The organism is Cloacibacterium rupense (genome assembly GCF_014645495.1).
In the GTDB taxonomy this organism is placed as follows: domain Bacteria; phylum Bacteroidota; class Bacteroidia; order Flavobacteriales; family Weeksellaceae; genus Cloacibacterium; species Cloacibacterium rupense.
In genome coordinates, this window is sequence record NZ_BMLV01000006.1 from 186,120 (window position 1) to 209,702 (window position 23,583).

The following is a 23,583-nucleotide window of genomic DNA, read 5'->3' on the forward strand; positions in this document are numbered from 1 at the left end:
TAAATGATTTTTACAAAAATACGGTTAATTTTTAGAGTTTAAAAACTTGAATTTTCAAATTAAAAAATCCTTCACTGCTTGATTAAAATCTTTCGGATTTTGTGCTTGTACCCAATGTCCTGCATTTCCTATGGTAACCAATTGATATTTAGGGAATTGTTGACGAATTAATAATTCATCTTGTGGAAGAATATAATTCGATTGTTCACCTGCAATAAACAATGTTTCACCTTCAAATTTCCCAAATTTTATAGCATTAGAAACAAATTCAGCATATTTTTCTGCCAAAGTTTTTAGATTAAATCTCCAATTGAGTTTTTTATCTTCAGTCCAAAACAAATTTTTGGTTAAAAACTGAATTACAAATTTCTCTGGAATATATTGGCTTAAAACATTTTCCACGTCTTGCCTAGAATTTACTTCCTCAAAATTTACAGATTGAAGCGCTTTTATAATTCCTTGATGATGAGGAGGATATGCTTTTGGCGCAATATCTGCCACGATGAGTTTTTCTACTTTTTCAGGATAAGAAATGGCGAAAGTCATCACTGCTTTTCCGCCAAGAGAATGCCCGAGAAGATGGGCTTTTTCGATGCCGTGAAAATTCATATAATGGAGAATATCTTCTGCCAAAACTTGATGATTCATCTCTTCTGAATGGAAACTTTTCCCGTGATTTCTCAAGTCAATTAAATGAGTTGGGAACAATTCTCCGAATTCTTTTCCGAAACTTCCCCAATTATCAAGCATTCCGAAAAGTCCGTGGAAAACGAGAAGTGGAGTTACTGTTTTTTCATGTCCGTATATTTTTGAGTGTAGTATGTTCATTTTTTTCTCGCAGATTTTGCTGAATAAATAGATATTATTTTTAAAAATTTCGGCTAAAGCGAAATAGAATTTTAATTTTTTGATAATGGACTAAAGTCCGTTTCTACTGATTTTTTTTATGAATTAAAGCAAAATTTTCAATTCAACTACCACTTCGCCAATCTCTTCAAATAAGCTTGAACAGTATTTTCCAAACCCAAATACAATGCTTCAGAAATGAGAGCATGACCTATAGAAACTTCCAATAAATTCGGAATATTGTCGGCGAAATATTTAAGATTATCTAAACTCAAATCGTGTCCTGCATTAATTCCTAAACCGTATTTTGTAGCTTCTAGAGCGGTTTCGTAATAGGGTTTTATGGCTGCTTCTTTATCGGTTTCGTAATGTCTGGCGTATGCTTCGGTGTACAATTCAATTCTATCTGTACCTGTTTCTGCCGCAAATTTCACCATTTCTGGATTTGGGTCAAGAAAAATAGAAGTTCTAATGCCTGCATTTTTAAATTCTGCAATCACCGATTTTAAAAAATCTAGATTTTTCTCACAATCCCAACCTGCATTAGAAGTAATGGCGTCATCTGCATCTGGAACCAACGTCACTTGTTCTGGCTTTACTTCTAAAACCATATCAATAAACGGACGATGCGGATTTCCTTCGATGTTAAATTCGGTATAAACCAAAGGTTTCAAATCATAGACGTCTTTTCTGGTGATATGTCTTTCGTCTGGTCTTGGATGAATGGTAATTCCTTGTCCGCCAAATTCCTGGATTTTAATAGCGGCTTCGGTTACACTAGGAGTTTCTGCGCCTCTTGCATTTCTGATGGTCGCAATTTTATTGATGTTTACGGATAATTTAGTCATAATTGATGAATGATAATTGATAAATGATTTTTGACAACTGCCTTTATTGGCCTTTTATAATTTTGCGACTTGCATTACTTCTAAGTCAAATTCTTTGGCAGCGGTGAGAATATGGTCGAAAATATCTGCCTGAATTCTTTCGTAGTCTACCAATTCTGCTTTGTTGGCAAAACAATAGATTTCTAAAGGCAAACCTTGAGGCGTAATTTCTAACTGTCTCACCAAAATAATTTCGTCTTGGTCTATTTTAGGGTTATTTTTTAAAAAATTGAGTACATAATTTCTAAATAGTCCGATATTGGTCAATTGTTGACCATTAATCAACCGTTCAGAATGCGGAATTCCCTTTTTAGATTCTGCGATTTCTTTTAATTTTCGGTCGAGATATTCAGAAATAAGGTTGATGTCTTTCACTTTATTGTAAAACTCTTCGTCTACAAAGGTAAAAGACTTGATATTGAAATAAATAGAACGTTTGATTCTTCGGCTGCTACCTTCGTACATAATTTGATGATTTCTAATTTCTGTACTCATTAAATCATAAGTAGGAATGGTAGAAAAAGTCTTATCGAAATTTTGAATTTTAGTAGTTAATAGATTGATATCCATTATATTACCTTCTATATTGTATTTAGGAATCCCAATCCAATCGCCAATTTTTAGGTTTTTAGAGGTAGAAACGTGAATTCCCGTTACAAATCCTAAAATAGTATCCCTGAAAACCAAAAGAACGACGGCAGTAACGGCTCCCAAAACTCCAATGACGGTTTGCAAACCAATGCCAAAAATCACAAAAATCCCAATGAGCGTAAAAATCACAATTCCGAAAATCCTTAATGACTCTGAAATGGCTTTTATAGCAGTAATTCTGTAGCGGTCTTGGTTTTGTTCGTAATAAATTTCTACAGCTTTGATCAATCGATAGACTAAAACGGCAAAAACAATGACTTGGCCAAAAATAATCATTCTTTCAGTATAGAGATTGGTTCTAGGATGTCTAGGCCCAAATATATCTTCATAAATAAAAAAACAAAACAGTAAAGAGAAAAAATGAGCAATAGAACGCCATGTTTTCTGTTTGTAGATTTCTTTTAAAATGGATTTACCTCCTAAAATTTTGACCAAAATTCTAGAAAAATATTTCCAAAAGAAGACAGAAATAATGTCTACCACCAAAAAAGTAAGAACCAAAAATAGGAGTTTGGCACCTATGGTAAAGGGTAAATTCAAATCATCTGTGATGTATTGATTGACAAATTCACTTATCTTATAACTCCAAGTTTTGAAAAATCCCATTTTGCTTTAATTTTCTACAAAAATAAAAAATATGATTGGCAATTGTGTTTATTTATTAATTTTATACCAAATATTTAAAAAAATTCATCAATGGAGCAATTAACTTTTACATTAATTTCCATCATTCTCATTGTTGTAGGAATTGCAGGTACTATCCTCCCAATCTTACCCGGATTATTGCTTAGTTTTGCTGGAGTTTTATTGTATAAATTCCTCGGAAACCCAGAATTTTCTATCATATACGTGCTATTATTTGCTATTTTAACACTAGTTTCTTTAATCCTAAACTATGTTATTCCGATAAAAACTACCGCCAAATACGGTGGAAGTAGACATGGTAAAATCGGTGGATTTTTGGGCACCATCATCGGATTGTTTTTCCCACCAATAGGTTTTATTATCGGGATGCTTCTCGGTGTTTTTTTAGGAGAACTTATACACGATAGAGCAGATAAGAAAAAAGCCTTCAATGCAACCAAAGGTGCTTTCATAGGATTTATTTACGGTACTGGATTTAATTTTCTAGTTGGTTTGGCAATGTTTTTGGTCGTTTTAATAGATATATTTACAAAATAAAAAATTATGAAATCTAAAATATTGTTATTGGCAATTTCTTCGCTTATCTTCATTCAATGTGCTTCACAAAATAAAACTAATGATTCGAAAATGCCAACCACCAGTTCAGAAACCGTAAACAGCACCTACCCTACCGAAAAACCAGAAAACGGAACGGTGAGATTGGTAGAAAAACAAAATATTTTTTCGGAAGAAAATAAGTTAAATATTACTTTTGTTAAAACCATAGAAGATAGCAGATGTCCCATGAATGCGCGTTGTGTCACCGCTGGTTTTGCTACGGTAGAAGTAGAAGTCATGAGTTTGCATTCTAGACCTAGAAAATTTACCGTTTCCACTCAAGACAATAAAAATTCCTTCGTTTTTCAAGGCAAAAAATTCACACTTACCCATATTTATCCTTCTAATTCTACACAAATCGGTTTCGAAAAATTAAAAGGAAAATATGTAATTGATTTAAAAATCGAATAACTTACCAATCTATAGGCTTTTTGCCCTTTAATTTCAGGTAATCATTAATTTTAGAAAACGGTCTGCTTCCATAGAAACCTCTGTAAACCGAAAACGGAGAAGGATGCGCAGATTGAATAATAAAATGCTTCGTCTCATCAATCAGGGAAGCTTTTTTTTGAGCAAAAGCACCCCACAAAACAAAAACTACATTTTCTTTTTTTTCAGAAATTTCTTTGATGATGAAATCTGTAAATTTTTCCCAACCCAAATCTTTGTGAGAATTGGGTTCATGCGCACGAACAGTTAAAGTAGCATTCAACAATAAAACACCTTGTCTTGCCCAAGAATCTAATTCGTTACTGTTTTTTTCAATTCCTAAATCGTCTTTAAGTTCGGTAAAAATATTTTTGAGAGAAGGCGGAGCTTTTACCAAATCAGAAACCGAAAAACACAAACCATTCGCCTGAAAATCATTATGATACGGATCTTGACCGATAATTACCACTTCTACATCTTCAAAAGCCGTGAGTTCAATTGCTCTGAAAATCTGATTTTTCGGTGGGAAGCATTTCGATGTTTTATACTCTTCTTTTACTTTTTCCCAAAGATTCTGGAAATATTCTGTATTTTTTATCGGGGTAAGGATTTCTGTCCAAGTCATGATTTGTTGTAAAGTTGCTGAGTTGTAAAGTTGCATTTTTTTGCAAAAAACTACAAACTTTCTTTCTTAATAATTTTAGAAAATTGTTTTTCTAATTGCTTATTGTTTTTACTAATGGTATCAAATTTTCCATTATAGAATTGTAAAAGAAAATAATGATTTTCCATAAAACTTGGTGTTTCATTATCTTCATCCATACTATCATCGTGCGCATAATACCTCCAAAGAAAGCAATTTAGTTGATTATTTTTAGCTTTATAAATCCAAGATTTTTTGGTGAGAACATCACCTGCATCTCCCCAACTTTCAGCAATTTCTATAAAATCTATAATTCTTTCTTGACTTTTATTGTAAACAAAAAGCTTTAAAGATGTTGGCCAATACTCTGAGGGAGTTCTAGCAATTAAACCTAAATTATTTTCATCTATATTGAACTTATAAACGGCATACGTTTCTATTTTGCCATTATCAAAAGCATTATATTGTTCAGGAAATAATTTCACATCTGAACTATCAATTTTTTTACCAAAAAATTCGAATTTTTCATTATAAATTTCTTCTCCAGAATATACTTTAAGCGTATCAAAATCTACAGTTTTAAATTGGTCTAAAAATTTTTGATTTTTACTTACCCAAACTTCTGTTTCTGGTACTTTTTCTTTTTTTATTTCAGTTTTTAGAACATCTTTTTTACAAGAAACCAAACTCAAAAATGTTAAAATCATTATTAGTTTTTTCATATTACCTCTATATGGTTCATGTATAGTTCAAGTATAGATGAAGTATGGATAGTGTATGAAAAAGTTATCACTAATTAATTCTTTTCCGATAATTCATCACCTCAATCTTTCTTCTTAAACAAAAGTCTGAACTAATTGAAAATTAATGTGAGCTAAATACCCAACAAGTTCATAATATCATTTCCTCAAATTTACAAAAAACATCAGAATAATTTTACAACTTTACAATTCAACGACTTTACATTATCTTTGCACCGTGCAAGTAACCAAAGAAAATTTACAAGAATTAGAATTCCCGAAATTACTCGCGGAAATTTCTCCTTATGCGTTTTCGCCAAAAGTGGCAGACAAAATCCTTCATCTGAAATTATTGAAAATAGATGAAGCCGAAATTTCTTTGAAAAAAACTTCGGAATTTCTCACCAGTTTCGAGAGTTCAAACGCCATTCCGTTTAGTGAATACGAAGATATAGAAGCAGAACTGAAGGTGATGCAAATCGAAAATTTCAGGTTAGAAAACGCTGCTTTTATCAAGATTAAAAACCTTACCGAACAAATCGGGAAATTGCAGAAATTCTTCCCTACTTTCGCTGAAACCTTCCCTATTTTGTTGGAAGAAGTTCAGAAATTGGAATTTAAAAAAGAAATTATTGACAAAATCGACAAAGTTTTTAATCGTTTTGGCGAAGTAAAATCCGAAGCTTCTCCAGTTTTAAAAACGTTAAGAACCGAAATTCAGCACGCTAAAAAACACATTCAAGAGAATTTTAGCAAAACGCTTTCTCACCTTTCTTCCACCGATTTTTTAGATGAAATTAAAGAAACGGTAATTGACGACCAAAGAGTTCTCGCTGTAAAATCTGGCTTCAAAAAACGAGTTCCCGGTAGAGTTTTAGGCGTTTCTAAAACGGGTTCTATTACGTATATTCAACCAGAAAGTGTCTCGAAGCATCAATTCAAACTTCGTGAAGCAGAAGAAGAAGAAAAGAAAGAAATTGATAAAATTTTGCGAAAACTCACCGCAGAAATTGCCATTTTCGCTCCTGAATTAGAAGAATATCAACATTATATTTTCGATTTAGATATCACGAGAGCCAAAGCCAAATTTGCAGAAAAAGTGGGCGGAATTTTGCCAAAAATCAATCGTCATAAAACGATGAGGTTGGTGAATGCTTTTCACCCTTTGCTTTTGCTCAGAAATAAAGAAGAAAAAAAGGAAATTTATCCACAAACTTTGACATTGACGGAACACAACCGAATTTTGTGTATTTCTGGGCCAAATGCTGGTGGAAAATCCATCACGCTGAAAACGGTTGGTTTACTTCAATTGATGATTCAGAGCGGGATTTTAGTGCCAGTTCACCCGAAATCTGAAATGTTCTTTTTCAAAAAAATAAGAACGGATATTGGTGACAATCAATCCATTGAAAATCACCTTTCTACATACAGTTCTCGACTCAAAAAAATGTCGGGAATCATCAGAGAAGCAGATGATAATACCTTGCTTTTAATTGATGAATTTGGTACAGGTTCTGATCCAGAATTAGGTGGTGCTTTAGCAGAAAGTTTTCTAGAATTTTTCTATGAAAAAAAATCTTTTGCCATTATCACCACGCATTACACCAACATCAAATTGGTGGTAGAACAATTGCCAAATGCTACGAACGCAGCAATGCTTTTTGATGAATATTCACTCGAACCTTTGTATAAATTGGAGGTTGGACAAGCTGGAAGTTCTTTTACTTTTGAAGTGGCAGAAAAGAATAGAATCCCTAGGTTTATCATTAAAAATGCTCGCGCAAAAGTGGAAAAAGATGTGGTGAATTTAGATAAAACCATTGTGAAACTTCAACAAGAAAAATTTGAAGTTGAAAAACTGAAAACCAATCTTGCCGAACAAAAAGAATCCGTAGAAGATAAGCGAGAAAACTTGCAAAAACTAAACGAACAGCTTCAACAAAAGCTCTATAATTTCCAGAAATTATACGAAGAAGAGCACCGAAAATTACAGTTCGGGAATAAGATAGAAACCTTTATTGATGGTTATTTGAAAGGAAAATCTAGAAAAGACATCGTAAAAGATTTTGTAAAGATTTTGGAGCAAGAGAAATTCCGAAAACTGGGTTCTGATAAAACTGAATCCGAGAAATTGAAAGTCACCAAACGAAAAGTAGAGCAACAACTCAAAAAAGAAAACATACAAGTTCAGATTGCGGAAACCAACCAAAAATTGGAAGAAAAAACCAAGAAAGAACGTGCAGTTTGGATGAAAGTTGGTCAACGAGTAAGAATTGCAGGTTCTACGTCAGTTGGCACCATAGAAACCATTCACAAAAACGGAAAAGTAACCGTAAACTATGGACTTTTTAAGACGCAGATTTCACAAGATGAATTGGAAAGGATATAAAATTTGAGATGCGAATAAATTTGGTTTTTAGCAATACAATAAATCTTAAATCAACTTCCCTTCATCAAAAGCTTTCTTTATCAAAACATCAAATGTATCTGCCATGTCTTGAGATGCCCGTTCTATTTTAGGACGAAGAAGTTGTTTTACTTTCTCGAAGGTTACATTGGCTTCGGTCCAACTTTGTCCATTATTAAAACAATTTAAAGTAAAAGGAATCATTCTATCCACTGCATTGGCAAAAATGGCATCTTCCGTTTCTCCTGCTTCAAATTCTAACCAAAGATTGAGAAATTCTGATTGCAACGGCTCATTTAAAATCCCGAAAATTCTCTTTGCTGAAGCTAGTTCTCTTTCAAATTTACCTTCGTTGGCTTTTTCGTCATAAAAGAAAGTATCGCCAGCATCTATTTCTACCACATCATGAATAGAAAGCATTTTTATGACTTTTCCTAAATCTATTTTTTCACTATTTCTGGCATAAGGATAGAGAATTTGTGCAAAAACTACAACTTGCCAACTATGTTCTGCCGTATTTTCTCTTCTCGAGTTGTCATAATTAAAATTTCTTCGGTTTACGTTTTTAAGTGCATCTATCGCGAGGATAAAATCTATTTCTTTCTCTAAAATCATTTTGCAAATTTAGAAATATTCTAAAATGTACATCACACTTACGAAAATGAAATATAAAAGAATGGTAACTTTTATCTGAAAAATATGAATATTGACAAATATCATAACCTCTGTGTAATAAAAGTTACATTTATCCGATTTTGACATTCTTAATTTTGTACCATCAAAATCAATTATAAAATTTTAAAAAATAATTTTTAACTATAATTAATAAATAATAAGAATATGAAAATCTTAGTAGTTGGTGGTAATTTTGCTGGAGCAACAGCCGCTTTAGAACTTAAAAGAAAATTAAAGGACCAAGTAGAAGTAACTTTAATTGACCGAAATGAAAACTTTGTTTATATCCCATCATTAATTTGGGTCCCTATAAAAAGAAGAGAGGTAAACGAAATTATCGTTCCTAGAAGACCTGTTTTAGAGAAAAAAGGAGTGAAATTTGTCCTTGACACCGCTATAAAAGTAGAACCAGACGAAAATAAAGTATATTGCGAAAAAGGTGTTTATGAATATGACCATTTGATTATCGCTACAGGACCAAAAGTAAATTTTGACATTGCACCAGGTGTAAAAGAAAACACTTGTTACATAGGAACGCCTCCGGGAGCAATGCATACCAGAGAAAAATTAGAAGAATTTAAAAGAAATCCAGGGCCTATAGTAATTGGTGCTACACAAAATGCTGGCTGTATGGGTGCTGCTTATGAATTTTTATTCAATGTTGAAAAATGGCTAAGAGAGGAAAACATTCGTAAAAAAGTAGATTTATATTGGATTACTCCTGAGCCATATCTTGGTCACTTTGGAATAGACGGAATGCCACTAGGAGAAGCTATGCTAAAGAAATTCATGGATATGTTTAATATCAAATATGTTACTAATGTAGGTGTGAAAGAAGCCTTGGAAGATAGAATTGTTCTTTCTAATGGTCAAGAAATAAAATCTAATTTCACTATGTTGATGCCTCCATTTATCGGAGTAGATTTTGTAGCTAATTCACCTAAACTAGAGACTCCTCCTAATAATTTCATCCCGATTTTAGACAACTATAGACACGAAAAAATTAAAAATATCTGGGGAGCTGGTTTAGCAGTTAATGTACAAGCGCCATTCTCTGGTACAGATATTCCTTTCACTATTCCTAAAACGGGATACCCAAGTGATGAAACCGGAAAAATAGTAGCAGAAAACATCATAAGAACCATCAAAGGAAAAACCAAATTGGTTGAAAAACCATGGGGAAAAATCACAGGACTTTGTATAATGGATGCTGGTAAAAAAGAAGTTATCATCTTCAGTGATACATTATTCAAACCAAGAAAATTTGCCATTATGCTTCCAAATGTACTGTTTGATATTAATAAAATTATTCTTGAAAAGTACTTCCTATGGAAACTTAAAAAGGGGTACTCATTCTTACCATAAATATAAATCCTATAGCAAATTTATAATCCAATTTTGTTTAAGTAAAGCCTACTCAGTTCGAGTAGGCTTTTTTTTAAACCATATTTATGGTAATTTTTATCAATAAAATGGAGATTTTCAATTATAATATTTATAAAAAAATAGAATTATTTTTAAAAAATATAACAAATATCATATCATTATTTTAAATTATTACCATTTTTGAGCGTAATTTTACTATAAAATAACAACCATTATGTAACTTTTGTTACATAAAAAATAAAAAACAATGAAAAATCTAGTAATACTAGGCGCTGGAACTGCAGGCACTATGATGGCAAATCACCTCATAAAAGCACTTCCAAAGAGTCAATGGCAAATTACCATTGTAGATCAGTTCAAATCTCACTACTATCAACCGGGATTTTTGTTTATTCCATTTGGAACTTATCAACCTGAAGACGTAAAAAAAACAATCGATGAATTCATTCCTAAAGGAGTAAAATTGGTAAAAGAAGAAATAAACAAGATTGATAACGAAACAGATTCTGTCTTGTTAAAAAACGGAAACACAATAAAATATGATATTCTGATTATAGCTACAGGCTGCAAAACAGCTCCTGAAGAAATACCTGGAATGAAAGGTGACACCTGGTATAAAAATATTTTCGATTTTTACACCTTCGAAGGAAGTTGCGCTCTTGCAAAAAAACTAGAAACTTGGCCTGGCGGAAAACTAGTAGTTCACATTACAGAAATGCCTATAAAATGCCCAGTTGCACCTCTAGAATTTGCATTTTTAGCAGACGACTTCTTTACCAAAAGAGGAATAAGAGACAAAGTAGAAATTTCTTATGTAACTCCACTTTCTGGTGCTTTTACTAAACCAAAAACTACAGAAACACTTAATTATCTTCTGCAAGAAAAAAACATAAAAATTGTTCCTGATTTTGCTGTAGAACACATAGAAGGAGAAAACGGAAAAATGTTTGATTACGGTGGAGAAGAAGTAGATTTTGACCTCTTAGTAACTGTACCTACCAATATGGGAGATGATTGCATTCTTCGTTCTGGATTTGGTGATGACCTTAATTTTGTTCCTACAGACAAACACACGCTTCAAAGTAAAGTAAAAGAAAATATCTTTGTAATTGGAGATGCAACCAACGTACCTGCATCTAAAGCAGGTTCTGTAGCCCACTTCCAAGCAGAAATTTTAACTGAAAACATCTTAAAATATATAGAAGGTAAACCTCTAAAACCTGATTTTGATGGACATGCCAACTGCTTCATAGAAACCGGAAAAGGAAAAGCTTTATTAATTGATTTTAATTATGACGTAGAACCCGTAAAAGGAAAATTCCCTTTTGCTGGCATTGGCCCACTGAATTTATTAGAAGAAAGCGCTTTCAATCATTTCGGAAAAATGGCTTTCCGATGGGTGTATTGGAATATGCTACTCCCTGCAAGAAAAATCCCTTTCGTAACCCCAAAAATGAGTAAAGCAGGAAAACAATTAGATGATATCACCGTATAAAAACCCACAAATAAATAATAAAATGGAAAAAACCTATGCTGGTCATGCCGTAACACTAAATAATGAAGGTTACTTGACCGATATGAACCAATGGAACCACGAAGTTGCAACTGAAATGGCAAAAGAAGATGGCCTAAATTTAGGAGCTCGTCATTTCGAAGTTTTAGAATATTTAAGAGACCAACAGAAAAAAGATGTAGCACTCACCATAAGAGGTGTAGGTAAATCTGGTGTAGTGGATATTAAAGAATTCTATGAACTATTCCCAAAAGGACCACTAAAAATCTCTAGTAGATTAGCCGGAATCCCAAAACCAAAATCTTGTATCTAAAATTTTTTAAACGCAAAGACAAAAATATATTTTAAAATAAAATCACTTTTAAGTCGCAAAATTGACACCGCAAAAAATGTAAAAAATTGTTTCGCTTGCGCCTTCGAATAAGAATAATAAAATAATTTGAGCCTTTGCATTGAACTTACAAACTAAATATATGGAAACCACATTATTAAAAAACCCATTAGAAGATTTAGATAAAACACTGAAACCTATAGAAAAAGTAATGGTGATTATTTCTAAAGGAACTTTAGAAAGTGTATACGCAGGTTTTATCCTTGCCAACGGCGCAAGAATGGAAGGAATGGAGTCAGAAATTTTCTTTACTTTCTTCGGGCTAGATGCTGTAATTAAAAGCCGATTAAAAAATATAAATGTAGCCACAGTAGGAAATCCTGCCATGCACATGCCTACCATGTTAGGAGGTTTACCAGGAATGGAAGCTCTCGCTACCAAAATGATGAAATCTAAAATGGAAAAACTAGACATTCCGCCAATTGATGAATTTCTAGAAATTTTATCCGCTTCTGGTTGCAGACTTTGGGTATGTAAACTCGCTTTTGAAATGTTTGATTTAAAAGAAGAAGATTTAACCCCAGAAGTAGAAGGCATCTTAACCGTAGGAGATTTCTACACAAGAGCCGCTGGAGACGCTACACAAATTATTTTTATATAAAATAAAGCTTTTGTATTGACAAATCCTCATCGAGAAATTGGTGGGGATTTTTTGTAAATTTGAAAATCAAAATAAAAGAATGATTAATTACGAAAAATTCGCAAATTCTGAAATTCAAAATTTAATTTCTATTCAAAATAAATTTAAGGAAATTTTTAAAATTGATTCTTATGAAAATTGGTTTTTTGACGGTGAGACAGAAATTTTGAGATTTTATAATTCTAGCGAAGACGAAATTTTTTTCAAATATATTACAATCGGAACTTATTCTTTAAAATCCAAAAATTGGATGTGGAGCTGGTTTAATGATTCTTCTATTGAAAAAAGTAAAGAGCAAACTTTAAAAATTAGACATTTTGGAATTGAAAATAAATACAGTAAACTCACACAAGGTACTTTTCCAAGTGATGAATATGACGGATGGGATTTTTTAGCAATTGGATTAAAAACTCCAGGTGGAATTGGTGTCTATAAAGCTAATTCTGAAAACCTTGAAAAATACATGCTCCTTATTAATGTTTTAGACTCTAAAAATTCAAATGAAATCAAAAAATTTAAACAAAAAAAAATTGACTGTAATAATCATGGGGTTTCAAAACCAGCTTTTGTTTGCCAGCATTTAGATTTAAAAAAAACAAAAGGATTTGTAGAAGCCTTTGAGACTTTTGAAGGTATGGATTTAGAAGATGATGATGATTTTCAAGCATGGTGCAATGAATGTGAAGAAGTCAGAAAAAAATATGATGGTTGGAATGAAGAATCCGAAAAATTCGCAAAAATTAAACTTGTCTGTGAAAAATGTTATTTTGAATTGAAGAAATTTAATACTACAAATTAGAAAAACCTCCCAAATTCGGGAGGTTTTCATTTTCAACTTTCAATTTAAAAAGTCGGTTGGAAGTTTTCAGCTCCAAGTGAAGCCATATCTTCGTACGTTTTCCATCTTAAATCCACAATCTCCTGAGCTAATTTCATTAAATGTTCAGCATCTTGTGGTTGCGTTTGTTTTAGAACTCGGTAACGCAATTCGTTGTACGCATATTCCTCAAACGGAATTGTCGGACGAATTGAATCTAAAATAAACGGATTTTTATTGTTTTTTCTCAACACCGGATTGAATCTAATCAATGGCCAATAACCACTAGAAACTGCCATTTTTTGTTGATTTAAACCTTTTTCCATATCAATTCCGTGTGCAATACAATGACTGTATGCTAGAATTAATGAAGGCCCATCATAAGCTTCCGCTTCACGCATTGCCAATAATGTTTGTTGAGGATTGGCACCCATCGCAACAGTTGCTACGTAAACATTTCCGTAAGAAATGGCTTGCATCGCCAAATCTTTTTTGCCAACACGTTTTCCTGCAGTTGCAAATTTCGCAGAAGCAGCGGTTGGCGTTGCTTTAGAACTTTGTCCACCTGTATTACTATAAACCTCAGTATCCAAAACCAAAACATTGATATTTCTACCTGTAGAAAGTGCGTGGTCTAAGCCTCCACTTCCGATATCATAAGCCCAACCATCACCACCAATCAGCCAAACTGCACGATGCACCAATTGGTCTGCCAAAGAATAGAGATGTTTCGCATCTGGATTTTCAGAATTTTGCAATCTATTTTTTAGAATTTCTACTCTTTCTCTTTGTTTGATGATTTGACTTTCTAATTTTTGAGGTGCATTTAGAATTTCATTGATAAAATCTTCACCCAATTCTGGTTTCATTTTTTCGGCGTAGAAATGTGCTAATTGCAATTGTTTATCCGCAGAAAGTCTCATTCCTAATCCAAATTCTGCATTATCTTCGAAGAGAGAATTGCTCCAAGCTGGGCCTTTTCCTTTAGAATTAGAACTCCAAGGTGTGGTAGGTAAATTTCCTCCAAAAATAGATGAACAACCAGTTGCATTAGCAACCATTAATCTATCACCAAAAAGTTGAGTGAGAACTTTAATATAAGGGGTTTCTCCACAACCAGCACAAGCTCCAGAAAACTCGAACATTGGCTCTAAGAATTGTACACCGTGAACTGTGGAATAATTCACCATATTTTTCTCGTGAATTGGCAATTTCTCGAAATAAGAAATCACTTTTCTCTGTTTTTTAAGATCTGGATTTTTTGGTAAAATGTTAATCGCACGCAATTCTTCGTTTTCCTGATCAATTACAGGGCAAGCTTCGTAACACAATTTACAACCAGTACAATCTTCTTCGTAAACCTGAAGTGTGAACTTAGTTTCAGGGAAACCTCTTGCATTAATTGGTGCAGATTGGAAACCTTCAGGAACTTCTGTTAATAAATCTTTGTGATAAAATTTAGAACGAATCACAGAATGAGGACAAACAAAACTACAATTTCCGCACTGTATGCAAATATCTGCGTTCCAATGGGCTACTTTTTCAGAAATATTTCGTTTTTCCCATTTAGTTGTTCCATTAGGATAAGTTCCATCAGCAGGAATGGCACTTACAGGCAATTCATCACCTTTGCCAATCATCATTTTGTAGGTAATATTTTTTACAAAATCTGGTGCATTTTCGTCGATGGTTTGCTCCTCTCCTTTTTCGGCGGTTACTGCATCTGGAATATTAACTTCAAATAAATTGGCTAAGGTTTGATCAACAGCTTCAAAGTTTTTATCAACTATAGCTTGTCCTTTTTTGATGTACGTTTTTTCAATTGCTTTTTTGATTTGCTTAATAGCTTCTTCCTCTGGCAAAACTCCAGAAAGTTCAAAGAAACAAGTTTGCATAATGGTATTAATTCTACCTCGCATTCCTGTTTTTTCGGCAACTTCATTGGCATCAATCACAAAAAATCTAATATTTTTTTCAATTAATTGTTCTTGAACTCGGTGTGGTAATTGATCCCAAACTTCGTCTTTAGAATAAGGTGAATTCAATAAAAATTTAGCTCCATCTTTTGCAAAACTGAGCATATCTTCATTTTCTAAAAATTTGAAGAAATGACAAGCGATAAAATCTGCTTTTGAAATTAAATACGGCGCTTCAATCGGTTCGTGCCCAAAACGAAGGTGAGAAACGGTTTTCGCTCCAGATTTTTTAGAATCATAAACGAAATAACCTTGTGCAGAAAGCTCGGTGTTTTCGCCAATAATTTTAATGGAATTTTTATTCGCACCAACCGTTCCATCAGCTCCCAAACCGAAAAATAGAGCTTGGTTCCATCCAGAATCATCTAATTTAAAATTATAATCTATATCAATACTGGTAAAACTTACATCATCTATAATCCCGACTGTAAAATGGTTTTTAGAATTTTCAGATTTCAAATTATCGTAAACTGCTTTCACCATTGCTGGTGTAAATTCTTTAGACGAAAGTCCGTATCTACCACCAATAATTTTAGGCATTTTATCTAAAGTTCCATTGGTAAGCGCTTCTGTAAGACAAACCAAAACATCTTGATACATCGGTTCACCATTACTTCCTGGTTCTTTAGTTCTGTCTAAAACAGCGATTTTTTTCACTGATTTTGGTAAAACCGAAATAAAATCTTCACTTGGGAAAGGTCTGAATAATGAAATTTTAAGAACACCCGTTTTCTCTCCATTTTCATTGAGAAATTTTGAAGTTGGAATTACGGTTTCTAATCCAGAACCCATAATTACGATGATATTTTGAGCTTCAGGATGCCCGTAATAGGTTACAGGAGCATAATTTCTTCCTGAAATTTCAGAGAATTTCTGCATTTCTTCCTTTAAAATGGTAGGAATTTTAGCATAAAAAGGATTAGAAGTTTCTCTTCCTTGGAAATAAACATCAGGATTCTGAGCAGTTCCTCTTACGAAAGGTTTATCAGGATTTAAACTTCTATTTCTGTGTGCAATCACCAATTCATCATCAATCATTGCACGAATTTGGTCATCATTTAAAAGATTAATTTTATTCACTTCGTGAGAAGTCCTGAAACCGTCAAAGAAATGAATAAAAGGAATTCTCGCTCTCAAAGTAGTAGCTTGGGCAATGAGCGCCATATCATGCGCTTCTTGAACACTTGCAGAAGAAAGCATCGCAAAACCTGTAGTTCTGGCCGCCATTACATCTTGATGGTCACCAAAAATCGACAAAGCTTGCGCTGCCAAAGAACGTGCTGCCACGTGAAAAACTGCACTTGTAAGTTCGCCCGCAATTTTGTACATATTAGGAAGCATCAACATTAAACCTTGTGAAGCCGTGAAAGTTGTGGTTAATGCACCAGCTTGAAGTGAACCGTGAACAGTACCTGCTGCACCGCCTTCACTTTGCATTTCTATAATTTCGGGAACATTTCCCCAGATATTTTTAATTCCTTTAGAAGCCCATTCGTCTGCCAATTCTGCCATTGTGGAAGAAGGAGTGATAGGATAAATGGCGCAAACTTCGTTTACTCGGTACGCGATGTAAGCCGCAGCTTCGTTGCCGTCGATGGTTGCTATGATTGGATTTTTATTCATAATTGATAAATGATGATTGATGAATGATATTTTATTCTAACCTTTTCCAGGTTTTGATAACGTTTGCTTGCAGCCCGACTTGAGCGGAAATCCTTTTTTTGGCGCTGGAAAAAGCGCTGGAAAAAAAAGATTGGGAGCGGAAGGCGGAAAAGCTGCCCAAATAATTTTAAAAATTTAGATTTCTTTAATGTTCTAAAACCATATCTAAAGCGTGACAAGGACATTGTTCTGCGCAAACGCCACAACCGGTACACAAATCATAATTGATGGTGTAACCTTCTCCTTTTCCATTTTTTGAAATTGCACCTTCTGGACACGCTCCGTAACAACTATCGCACTCGAAACAATTTCCGCAAGAAAGACAACGTTGTGCTTCATAAACCGCTTCTTCTGTGGTGTAACCTGCTACAATTTCGTCAAAAGTTTCTACTGCTTTTTCAATTTCTAAATGTTGCTGAGCTTTCTTTTCGGCATTAGTTTTGAACCATATTTGAAGTTTTTCGATGGTAACCAATGGATTGTTGGCCGGTTTTTCGTAAGTAGAATTTCTGAGCCAAGCATCAATATTTCTGGCGGCTTTTTTACCATGACCTGTAGCAATCGTTACCGTTCTTTCACTTGGAACCATATCTCCGCCGGCGAAAATTCCGGGATAACCGGTCATCATTGATGGATTTACCTCAACGGTTGTTCCATCTTCTTTGAAAGTGATTCCTTCAATATGTTTTAAGAAATCGGTATCTGCTTCTTGTCCGAGAGCTAGAATTAATGAATCCGCTTCCAAAGTTTCATACTCGCCAGTAGGAACGGCTTTTCCGTCAACAACTTGCATTTTTTCTACAGTGATAGAAGACGTTTCCATATTTTTAATTGAACTCAACCAATGGATTTTTACGCCTTCACTTAATGCTTCGTCTGCTTCAAATTCATGAGCAGGCATATGTTCACGGTCTCTTCTGTAGATAATCATGGCTTCATCTGCTCCTAATCTTTTGGCAGTTCTGGCTGCATCCATAGCGGTATTTCCTCCACCATAAATAGCGACTCTTCTACCGAGAAGTGGCTTATTATCGCTGTTTTCATCAGCATCTTTTAAGAAAGAAACCGCATCTAGGATTTTACTAGCTTCTTGAGCAGGAATATTTACTTTTTTGGCTAAATGCGCTCCGATGGCTACAAAAACCGCATCGAAACCACCATTTTCTTTTTCTTTGAGAATGTCTTCTACTTTATAATTAAGAATAATTTTGACACCGAAATTTTCAATTTTTTTGATTTCAGCCTGAAGAATGTTTCTAGGCATTCTGTACGCAGGAATCCCGAAATTCATCATTCCACCAGCTACAGGTCCTGCTTCGAAAATTGTGACTTCGTGACCTAATTTTCTGAGGTGATATGCTGCGGAAAGTCCAGATGGGCCCGCCCCAACAATCATAATTTTCTTTCCACTTGAAAAAGTAACTGGCGTGTATTGCCAATCATTTTTTAGTGCTTCGTCACCAAGAAATCTTTCTACAGCATGAATACTTACAGAAGAATCCAAATCTTTTCTGTTGCAAGAACTTTCGCAAGGATGATAACAAACCCTACCGTGAATTGCAGGCAATGGATTTTGCTCGGTGAGTTTTCTCCATGCGTCTTCTGTTTTACCATCTTGAGCTAGAGAAAGCCATTCTTGAATGTTTTCGCCAGCTGGACAAGCACTGTTACAAGGAGGAAAAAAGTGCACGTATTCTGGTCTACTTTTCCTCACAGAGCCAGTTCCCTTGCTATGACCTAAATTGGCCAATTTGGTTAAATCTGTCTTTATAAAATTCATTTCAAAAAAATTTAAAAACAAATTTATTAATTAATGCATAATAAATAAGACTAAAGAATCCTATTTATATCATATTTTATTAATTTTTATTTAGAATAATACTAAAAAAAGCAGTTTGAGTCATCAAACTGCTTTTTAAATATAATAAAATTAAAACTATGATTAATTTACTTTTGACCAAAGATTATATCCACCGTTTAGGTTCACTGCTTTAAAACCATTATTTTTCATAATTCTATTGGCTAAATAACCTCGTAAACCTACTTGGCAATAGATGGCATACACCTTATTTTTATCAAGATTTTCTAGATTTTCTCGCAAATCATCTACATTGATATTTACCGCCCCTTCAATTGCGCCTCCTGAAAATTCTTTAGAAGTTCTCACGTCTAGAATTACGGCATTGTTTTCTTTCACAAAATCCCAAAACTCATCATAATTTACCATTTCTAAATCACCTTTCAAGATATTTTCTGCAGCATAACCTGCGATGTTTACAGGGTCTTTAGCAGAATTATAAGGCGGAGCATAAGTTATCTCTATTTCAGGTAAATCATAAACCGTGAGATTTCCTTTGATGGCCGTTGCGATAACATCGATTCTTTTGTCAACTCCTGCTTCACCAACTGCTTGAGCACCGAAGATTTTTCCGTTTTCGTCAAAAATTAGTTTCAACACCATATTTTTTGCTCCAGGATAATAACCTGCATGGTGTCCTCTGGTTACAATAGCCGTTTTATAAGGAACTCCGAAACGTTTTAAAGTCTTTTCATTCAGTCCTGTAGAAGCTACAGAAAGTTCAAAAAATTTCAAAATTGATGAACCAAGACTTCCTGTATATTTATATTGATTACCAAGAACCATATTATCTGCTACAATTCTGCCTTGTCTGTTGGCTGGCCAAGCTAAAGGAATCAATACTTTTTTATTATTGATGTAATGAGCCACTTCTATTGCGTCGCCAACTGCGTAAATATCTGGATTAGAAGTTTGCATGAATTCATTAACCAAAATCCCACGAGTTTCGCCAATTTCTAAACCTGCTTCTACTGCCAATTTGGTTTCAGGTTTTACACCGATAGCCAAAATTACGGCATCGGTTTCTAGTGAAGTTCCGTTGTTGAGGAAAACTTCGATGGCTTCGCCTTTATCATTGAATTTTTCTACGCCTACATTTAATAAAAGTTCTAGATTTTTTTGTTTAGCTTTTTCGTGAACAAAACTAGCAATATCAAAATCTACTGGTGCCATTACTTGATTCCCTAATTCTACCAATTTTACATTTTTACCTGCTTCTATCAAGTTTTCAGCTACTTCTAGACCAATGAAACCACCACCTACAACTACAAAATTTTGTGCATTTTTAGTTTTCGCTACAATTTTATCCATATCAGGAATATTTCTGAGGGTGTAGATTTTTTCAGAATTTATTCCTTCAAAAGGTGGTTTTATAGGTTCTGCACCTGGTGAAAGTAAAAGTTTGTCATAACTTTCCATATAGATTTCGCCAGTTTTAAGATTCTTAACAGAAACTTTCTTCTCATCTGTATAAATGGACATCACTTCTGTAAAAACCCTTACGTCTAGATTATATCTTTCTTTTAATGATTCTGGAGTTTGCAATAAAAGAGCATCTCTCTTATCAATAGTCCCACTAATATGATAAGGCAAACCACAATTGGCAAAACTTACATATTGTCCTTTTTCAAAAATAATGACTTCATTTTCTTCAGAAAGTCTTCTTAATCTGGTTGCTGCTGTAGCTCCGCCAGCTACTCCTCCTACAATTAATATCTTCATTTGGTATCTTTTTTTAATGGGACAAAATTACCCTAGTTTATAAAAATACACAGTAACAGATGTTACATTATAAAGATGATATATTTCATAAAAGAGTTGATTGAAATTTTTATCATTGATAATCAACACTTTAATTAAAATTTTAAATTTTTATGGTACTTTGTATTGCATAATACTAAATTTATTACATATCTTTGTATAACAAATTTTAAAAATAAACAATATGAAAACTTATCAAGACAACGGACATCAATATTACACTGGTTGTAGAACGAGATTGTTTCGTGATGCCGACAACAGAAGAATAGCTGGAGTATGCGCAGGATTAGGAAGATATTTCGGTTTAGATACCTCCTTAATAAGAGTGGTTTGGTTTTTCCTAGCATTCTTTGGAATATTTTCTGCTGGAATTTCAACCTTTATGGTCGTTATGGCCTACTTCATCTTATGGTTAATCATTCCAAAAGGTACGATTATCTATCATTCTGAATCTACAAAACAATAAAAAAATTTTATTTTACTACTTTGTATTGCATAATACTAAAAATTATACATATCTTTGTAATATAAAATAAAGAATAGATTTTTCGGACGCGAAAAAAATTCTAAAAACTGAAGATTAATTAATCAAACTCTTAACCAAATTTAAAATATTAAGACAAATGAACACCGAAAACACCAAAGCGCAAATGCGAAAAGGAATTCTAGAGTTCTGTATTTTAAGTCTTATCAACAATAAAGAAATGTACGTTTCTGACTTGATAGATGAACTTAAAAAAGGAAAACTAGATGTAGTAGAAGGAACACTATATCCTCTGCTTACTCGATTAAAAAACGGAGAATTCTTAGCCTATCGATGGGAAGAATCTACCAGTGGACCACCCAGAAAGTATTATCAAATCACCGAAAAAGGTAAAACTTTTCTTTCAGAATTATTAAATACTTGGAATGAACTCACAGAATCCGTAAATCAAATCACCAAAAATTCTTAAAAACTAAACTATGAACAAGACATTATCAATAGGACTAGCCGGTTTTTCTTTTGTAATAGAAGAACACGCTTATATAAAACTGAGTGACTACCTCAGCGCACTACGCAGTTCACTAGACGCTGCCGAAGCAGATGAAGTAATGCACGATATAGAAATTAGAATTGTAGAAATTCTAAGAGAAACCATGGACAAAAGAGAAGTGGTAAATGATGAAGATGTAGAAAAAGTTATTGCACAAATAGGTAAACCAGAAGTAATAGAAGAACAAGAGCAAGCTTACTACTCTGAAAAAACAGAAAGACCAAGAGCTTTCTCTGGTCAGAAACAACTATTCCGTGATCCTGAAGGAAAAATCTTAGGAGGTGTATCTGGCGGATTAGGCCACTACTTCGGGATAGACAAAGTTTGGGTAAGACTTATTTTCATCATCTTAATCTTTGCAAAAGGTTTTGGATTATTACTCTACCCTATTCTTTGGTTGGTAATTCCGGTAGCTAATTCTGCAAGTGATTTCTTAAAAATGAAAGGCAAACCTGCCAATTTTGACAATTTAAAAAATGAATCTAACAAAATTGTACAATTTGCCAATGAATCTACACAAAGAGTTGGGCAACTTTACCAAGAAAACAAACATTATGTAGCAGATGCTGGAAACGGTTTTGCAACGTTCTTAAGAGTAGTTTTCGGTGGAATTTTTGCACTGATGGCATTCGGTTTTATCATCGGAACTTTTGCTTTATTCGGTTTGTTTGGCAATCCATCATTTCCAGGCGCAACCATGTTCAATTACTTTTTTGATGAAGGCGGAATGAGTACTATTCTTATCGTGATTTCAATACTAACGATATTAATTCCTGCCATTATTTTTACATTAATCAGTATCAAACTATTCTCACCAAAAACCAGATTGAGAAACTTCGGATACGTAATTGGAGTACTTACACTACTTTGGTTAGGATTGGCTACTTTCTTCGGAGTAAACTTTGCAAAAAATAAAATGATTTATCAAGGCAACAAAGAAGAAACGGAAGAAATTGCAATCAATACAACTTCTGATACCATTATCCTTGACCAAAAACAAGTAGCTATCCCTGCTAATTTTACCGCATATAATGATGATATTTTTTCTGACAAAAAAACAGTTTTTGATGAAGATTATCCAGATGTAAAAATCACCAGAAGAGATGATGTAAAAACCCCATATCTCATCATCAAAAAATCTGCAGATGGCTATAACCAACCTCTTAATATGGCGGCACCTGTAGAAGTACAGGGAAACAAAATTTTCTTACCGAATTTCATTAGTTATCCATATACACAAAGATTTAGAGATTATAGGATAGACTATGAATTGGTGGTTCCAAATAAAATAGTTGTTCTAGACCCTAAAGATAAAGTAAATACGTATGGCGATAATGAAAAAGATAACAATGACGATAATGATAGCGAAGTAAACATAGAAAATGGTAAAATTAATATCAACGGTACTTCTATAGAATACAATTCTAATGATGCAGATAGCGTAATTATCAACGGAAAAAAGTATCCAAAATCAACAGCTGACAGCATTATTAAAAGAGACCTGAAAAACCATAATCAATTTAATGATATTAAAGACCTTAAAAATCTAGACATATCCATAGACGAAAATGGTTCTAAAATTAAGATTAAAACAAATAAATAGTTCTAGTTTAGAATGGCTGCCGAAGGCAGATGAATTTTCTAAATTCGGTAGCCTTTAATTAGAAAAAGATAGCTAAAAACACAAAACAAATTTTTATTTTTTTAATCAAAAATCTTAAATGAACTGATTTTATTCTTTTTAACATAATAATTAATAGATAAAATTAATTATAATTTTAGAAAAATTTAACATTTAAGATAACTAGTTTCTGAATTTAAGTTGATAATTTAGCAACAAAATAAAGAATAATTAAAAACACAATATAAGCCATGATACAATTAGTAATAGAAATCGTTATCAAAGTAATGGATTTCATAAGCAATCTTTTTTAAAAGAGTATTAAACAATATTAATTATATTTGCAAGTAGCCTTTTGTAAGGTTACTTGTTTTTGTTTATAAATCAGAAAAAATATGAAGTTT

Annotated in this window: 20 protein-coding genes; 11 read left to right on the forward strand and 9 right to left on the reverse strand. The window is 33.3% G+C overall.

Features of this window, described 5'->3' with window-relative positions:
* Positions 1–54: 54 nt before the first annotated feature.
* The 3 genes from IEW40_RS12695 to IEW40_RS12705 form a co-directional block, all read right to left on the reverse strand.
* A complete protein-coding gene (locus IEW40_RS12695) occupies positions 55–828 on the reverse strand; it encodes an alpha/beta fold hydrolase (protein WP_188618483.1) in 774 nt (257 codons plus the stop codon).
* Positions 829–974: 146 nt separating this feature from the next.
* Positions 975–1,694 (reverse strand): pyridoxine 5'-phosphate synthase, encoded by a 720-nt coding sequence (locus IEW40_RS12700; protein ID WP_188618484.1) that lies wholly within the window; start codon positions 1,692–1,694, stop codon positions 975–977.
* A gap of 54 nt (positions 1,695–1,748) precedes the next feature.
* The gene (locus IEW40_RS12705; RefSeq protein WP_188618485.1) at positions 1,749–2,990 is read right to left on the reverse strand and encodes a mechanosensitive ion channel family protein; all 1,242 of its coding nucleotides are present in this window, start codon (positions 2,988–2,990) and stop codon (positions 1,749–1,751) included.
* Between the two features lie 90 nt (positions 2,991–3,080).
* Here IEW40_RS12705 and IEW40_RS12710 point away from each other — a divergent pair, with 90 nt between their 5' ends.
* Positions 3,081–3,566 (forward strand): DUF456 domain-containing protein, encoded by a 486-nt coding sequence (locus IEW40_RS12710; protein ID WP_188618486.1) that lies wholly within the window; start codon positions 3,081–3,083, stop codon positions 3,564–3,566.
* 6 nt (positions 3,567–3,572) lie between these two features.
* Positions 3,573–4,037: a hypothetical protein gene (locus IEW40_RS12715; RefSeq protein ID WP_188618487.1), complete on the forward strand. Its 465-nt coding sequence runs from the start codon at positions 3,573–3,575 to the stop codon at positions 4,035–4,037.
* A 1-nt stretch (position 4,038) separates the two neighbouring features.
* On the opposite strand, the gene IEW40_RS12720 is transcribed toward IEW40_RS12715, so the two are convergent.
* Entirely contained in the window at positions 4,039–4,716 is a 678-nt protein-coding gene (locus tag IEW40_RS12720) for a uracil-DNA glycosylase (RefSeq protein ID WP_262891259.1), read from the reverse strand.
* Between the two features lie 14 nt (positions 4,717–4,730).
* Positions 4,731–5,405, reverse strand: a complete 675-nt coding sequence (locus IEW40_RS12725) for a hypothetical protein (protein WP_188618488.1) — start codon at positions 5,403–5,405, stop codon at positions 4,731–4,733.
* Positions 5,406–5,676: 271 nt separating this feature from the next.
* Here IEW40_RS12725 and IEW40_RS12730 point away from each other — a divergent pair, with 271 nt between their 5' ends.
* Positions 5,677–7,827, forward strand: coding sequence for an endonuclease MutS2 (locus IEW40_RS12730; RefSeq protein WP_188618489.1), 2,151 nt, complete (start codon positions 5,677–5,679; stop codon positions 7,825–7,827).
* A gap of 45 nt (positions 7,828–7,872) precedes the next feature.
* Here the strand turns inward: IEW40_RS12730 and IEW40_RS12735 are convergent, their stop codons facing one another.
* Positions 7,873–8,460: an HD domain-containing protein gene (locus IEW40_RS12735; protein ID WP_188618490.1), complete on the reverse strand. Its 588-nt coding sequence runs from the start codon at positions 8,458–8,460 to the stop codon at positions 7,873–7,875.
* Between the two features lie 225 nt (positions 8,461–8,685).
* On the opposite strand from IEW40_RS12735, the gene IEW40_RS12740 reads away from it, so the two are divergent.
* The 5 genes from IEW40_RS12740 to IEW40_RS12760 all read left to right on the forward strand — a co-directional run bounded on the left by IEW40_RS12740 (position 8,686) and on the right by IEW40_RS12760 (position 13,249).
* The gene (locus tag IEW40_RS12740; protein ID WP_188618491.1) at positions 8,686–9,885 is read left to right on the forward strand and encodes an NAD(P)/FAD-dependent oxidoreductase; all 1,200 of its coding nucleotides are present in this window, start codon (positions 8,686–8,688) and stop codon (positions 9,883–9,885) included.
* 268 nt (positions 9,886–10,153) lie between these two features.
* The gene (gene sqr, locus IEW40_RS12745) at positions 10,154–11,401 is read left to right on the forward strand and encodes a type III sulfide quinone reductase, selenoprotein subtype (protein WP_188618492.1); all 1,248 of its coding nucleotides are present in this window, start codon (positions 10,154–10,156) and stop codon (positions 11,399–11,401) included.
* Between the two features lie 22 nt (positions 11,402–11,423).
* Positions 11,424–11,732 carry a TusE/DsrC/DsvC family sulfur relay protein gene (locus IEW40_RS12750; protein WP_188618493.1) on the forward strand — a complete coding sequence of 103 codons (309 nt, stop codon included), beginning with the start codon at positions 11,424–11,426 and terminating at the stop codon, positions 11,730–11,732.
* Positions 11,733–11,892: 160 nt separating this feature from the next.
* Positions 11,893–12,411, forward strand: a complete 519-nt coding sequence (locus IEW40_RS12755) for a DsrE/DsrF/DrsH-like family protein (protein ID WP_188618494.1) — start codon at positions 11,893–11,895, stop codon at positions 12,409–12,411.
* Positions 12,412–12,490: 79 nt separating this feature from the next.
* Positions 12,491–13,249 (forward strand): DUF6882 domain-containing protein, encoded by a 759-nt coding sequence (locus tag IEW40_RS12760; protein ID WP_229663452.1) that lies wholly within the window; start codon positions 12,491–12,493, stop codon positions 13,247–13,249.
* A gap of 44 nt (positions 13,250–13,293) precedes the next feature.
* Here IEW40_RS12760 and nifJ read toward each other — a convergent pair whose 3' ends face one another.
* The 3 genes from nifJ to IEW40_RS12775 form a co-directional block, all read right to left on the reverse strand.
* The gene (gene nifJ, locus IEW40_RS12765; protein WP_188618495.1) at positions 13,294–16,866 is read right to left on the reverse strand and encodes a pyruvate:ferredoxin (flavodoxin) oxidoreductase; all 3,573 of its coding nucleotides are present in this window, start codon (positions 16,864–16,866) and stop codon (positions 13,294–13,296) included.
* A gap of 184 nt (positions 16,867–17,050) precedes the next feature.
* Complete coding sequence (locus tag IEW40_RS12770; protein ID WP_188618496.1) at positions 17,051–18,685, reverse strand: NAD(P)-binding protein; 1,635 nt, start codon at positions 18,683–18,685, stop codon at positions 17,051–17,053.
* Positions 18,686–18,847: 162 nt separating this feature from the next.
* Complete coding sequence (locus IEW40_RS12775) at positions 18,848–20,485, reverse strand: FAD-dependent oxidoreductase (protein WP_188618497.1); 1,638 nt, start codon at positions 20,483–20,485, stop codon at positions 18,848–18,850.
* Between the two features lie 223 nt (positions 20,486–20,708).
* On the opposite strand from IEW40_RS12775, the gene IEW40_RS12780 reads away from it, so the two are divergent.
* From IEW40_RS12780 to IEW40_RS12790, 3 genes are all read left to right on the forward strand, one after another.
* The gene (locus IEW40_RS12780) at positions 20,709–20,990 is read left to right on the forward strand and encodes a PspC domain-containing protein (RefSeq protein ID WP_188618498.1); all 282 of its coding nucleotides are present in this window, start codon (positions 20,709–20,711) and stop codon (positions 20,988–20,990) included.
* Between the two features lie 157 nt (positions 20,991–21,147).
* Positions 21,148–21,477 (forward strand): PadR family transcriptional regulator, encoded by a 330-nt coding sequence (locus IEW40_RS12785; RefSeq protein WP_188618499.1) that lies wholly within the window; start codon positions 21,148–21,150, stop codon positions 21,475–21,477.
* A gap of 10 nt (positions 21,478–21,487) precedes the next feature.
* Positions 21,488–23,161, forward strand: a complete 1,674-nt coding sequence (locus IEW40_RS12790; RefSeq protein WP_188618500.1) for a PspC domain-containing protein — start codon at positions 21,488–21,490, stop codon at positions 23,159–23,161.
* The last annotated feature ends 422 nt before the right edge of the window (positions 23,162–23,583 follow it).

What these genes read in the sequence shown, in the direction of transcription:
- IEW40_RS12695 (WP_188618483.1), bottom strand. Translation starts at nt 828, where the DNA reads ATGAACATACTACACTCAAAAATATACGGACATGAAAAAACAGTAACT.
- IEW40_RS12700 (WP_188618484.1), bottom strand. Translation starts at nt 1,694, where the DNA reads ATGACTAAATTATCCGTAAACATCAATAAAATTGCGACCATCAGAAAT.
- IEW40_RS12705 (WP_188618485.1), bottom strand. Translation starts at nt 2,990, where the DNA reads ATGGGATTTTTCAAAACTTGGAGTTATAAGATAAGTGAATTTGTCAAT.
- IEW40_RS12710 (WP_188618486.1), top strand. Translation starts at nt 3,081, where the DNA reads ATGGAGCAATTAACTTTTACATTAATTTCCATCATTCTCATTGTTGTA.
- IEW40_RS12715 (WP_188618487.1), top strand. Translation starts at nt 3,573, where the DNA reads ATGAAATCTAAAATATTGTTATTGGCAATTTCTTCGCTTATCTTCATT.
- IEW40_RS12720 (WP_262891259.1), bottom strand. Translation starts at nt 4,716, where the DNA reads ATGCAACTTTACAACTCAGCAACTTTACAACAAATCATGACTTGGACA.
- IEW40_RS12725 (WP_188618488.1), bottom strand. Translation starts at nt 5,405, where the DNA reads ATGATTTTAACATTTTTGAGTTTGGTTTCTTGTAAAAAAGATGTTCTA.
- IEW40_RS12735 (WP_188618490.1), bottom strand. Translation starts at nt 8,460, where the DNA reads ATGATTTTAGAGAAAGAAATAGATTTTATCCTCGCGATAGATGCACTT.
- IEW40_RS12740 (WP_188618491.1), top strand. Translation starts at nt 8,686, where the DNA reads ATGAAAATCTTAGTAGTTGGTGGTAATTTTGCTGGAGCAACAGCCGCT.
- sqr (WP_188618492.1), top strand. Translation starts at nt 10,154, where the DNA reads ATGAAAAATCTAGTAATACTAGGCGCTGGAACTGCAGGCACTATGATG.
- IEW40_RS12750 (WP_188618493.1), top strand. Translation starts at nt 11,424, where the DNA reads ATGGAAAAAACCTATGCTGGTCATGCCGTAACACTAAATAATGAAGGT.
- IEW40_RS12755 (WP_188618494.1), top strand. Translation starts at nt 11,893, where the DNA reads ATGGAAACCACATTATTAAAAAACCCATTAGAAGATTTAGATAAAACA.
- IEW40_RS12760 (WP_229663452.1), top strand. Translation starts at nt 12,491, where the DNA reads ATGATTAATTACGAAAAATTCGCAAATTCTGAAATTCAAAATTTAATT.
- nifJ (WP_188618495.1), bottom strand. Translation starts at nt 16,866, where the DNA reads ATGAATAAAAATCCAATCATAGCAACCATCGACGGCAACGAAGCTGCG.
- IEW40_RS12770 (WP_188618496.1), bottom strand. Translation starts at nt 18,685, where the DNA reads ATGAATTTTATAAAGACAGATTTAACCAAATTGGCCAATTTAGGTCAT.
- IEW40_RS12775 (WP_188618497.1), bottom strand. Translation starts at nt 20,485, where the DNA reads ATGAAGATATTAATTGTAGGAGGAGTAGCTGGCGGAGCTACAGCAGCA.
- IEW40_RS12780 (WP_188618498.1), top strand. Translation starts at nt 20,709, where the DNA reads ATGAAAACTTATCAAGACAACGGACATCAATATTACACTGGTTGTAGA.
- IEW40_RS12785 (WP_188618499.1), top strand. Translation starts at nt 21,148, where the DNA reads ATGAACACCGAAAACACCAAAGCGCAAATGCGAAAAGGAATTCTAGAG.
- IEW40_RS12790 (WP_188618500.1), top strand. Translation starts at nt 21,488, where the DNA reads ATGAACAAGACATTATCAATAGGACTAGCCGGTTTTTCTTTTGTAATA.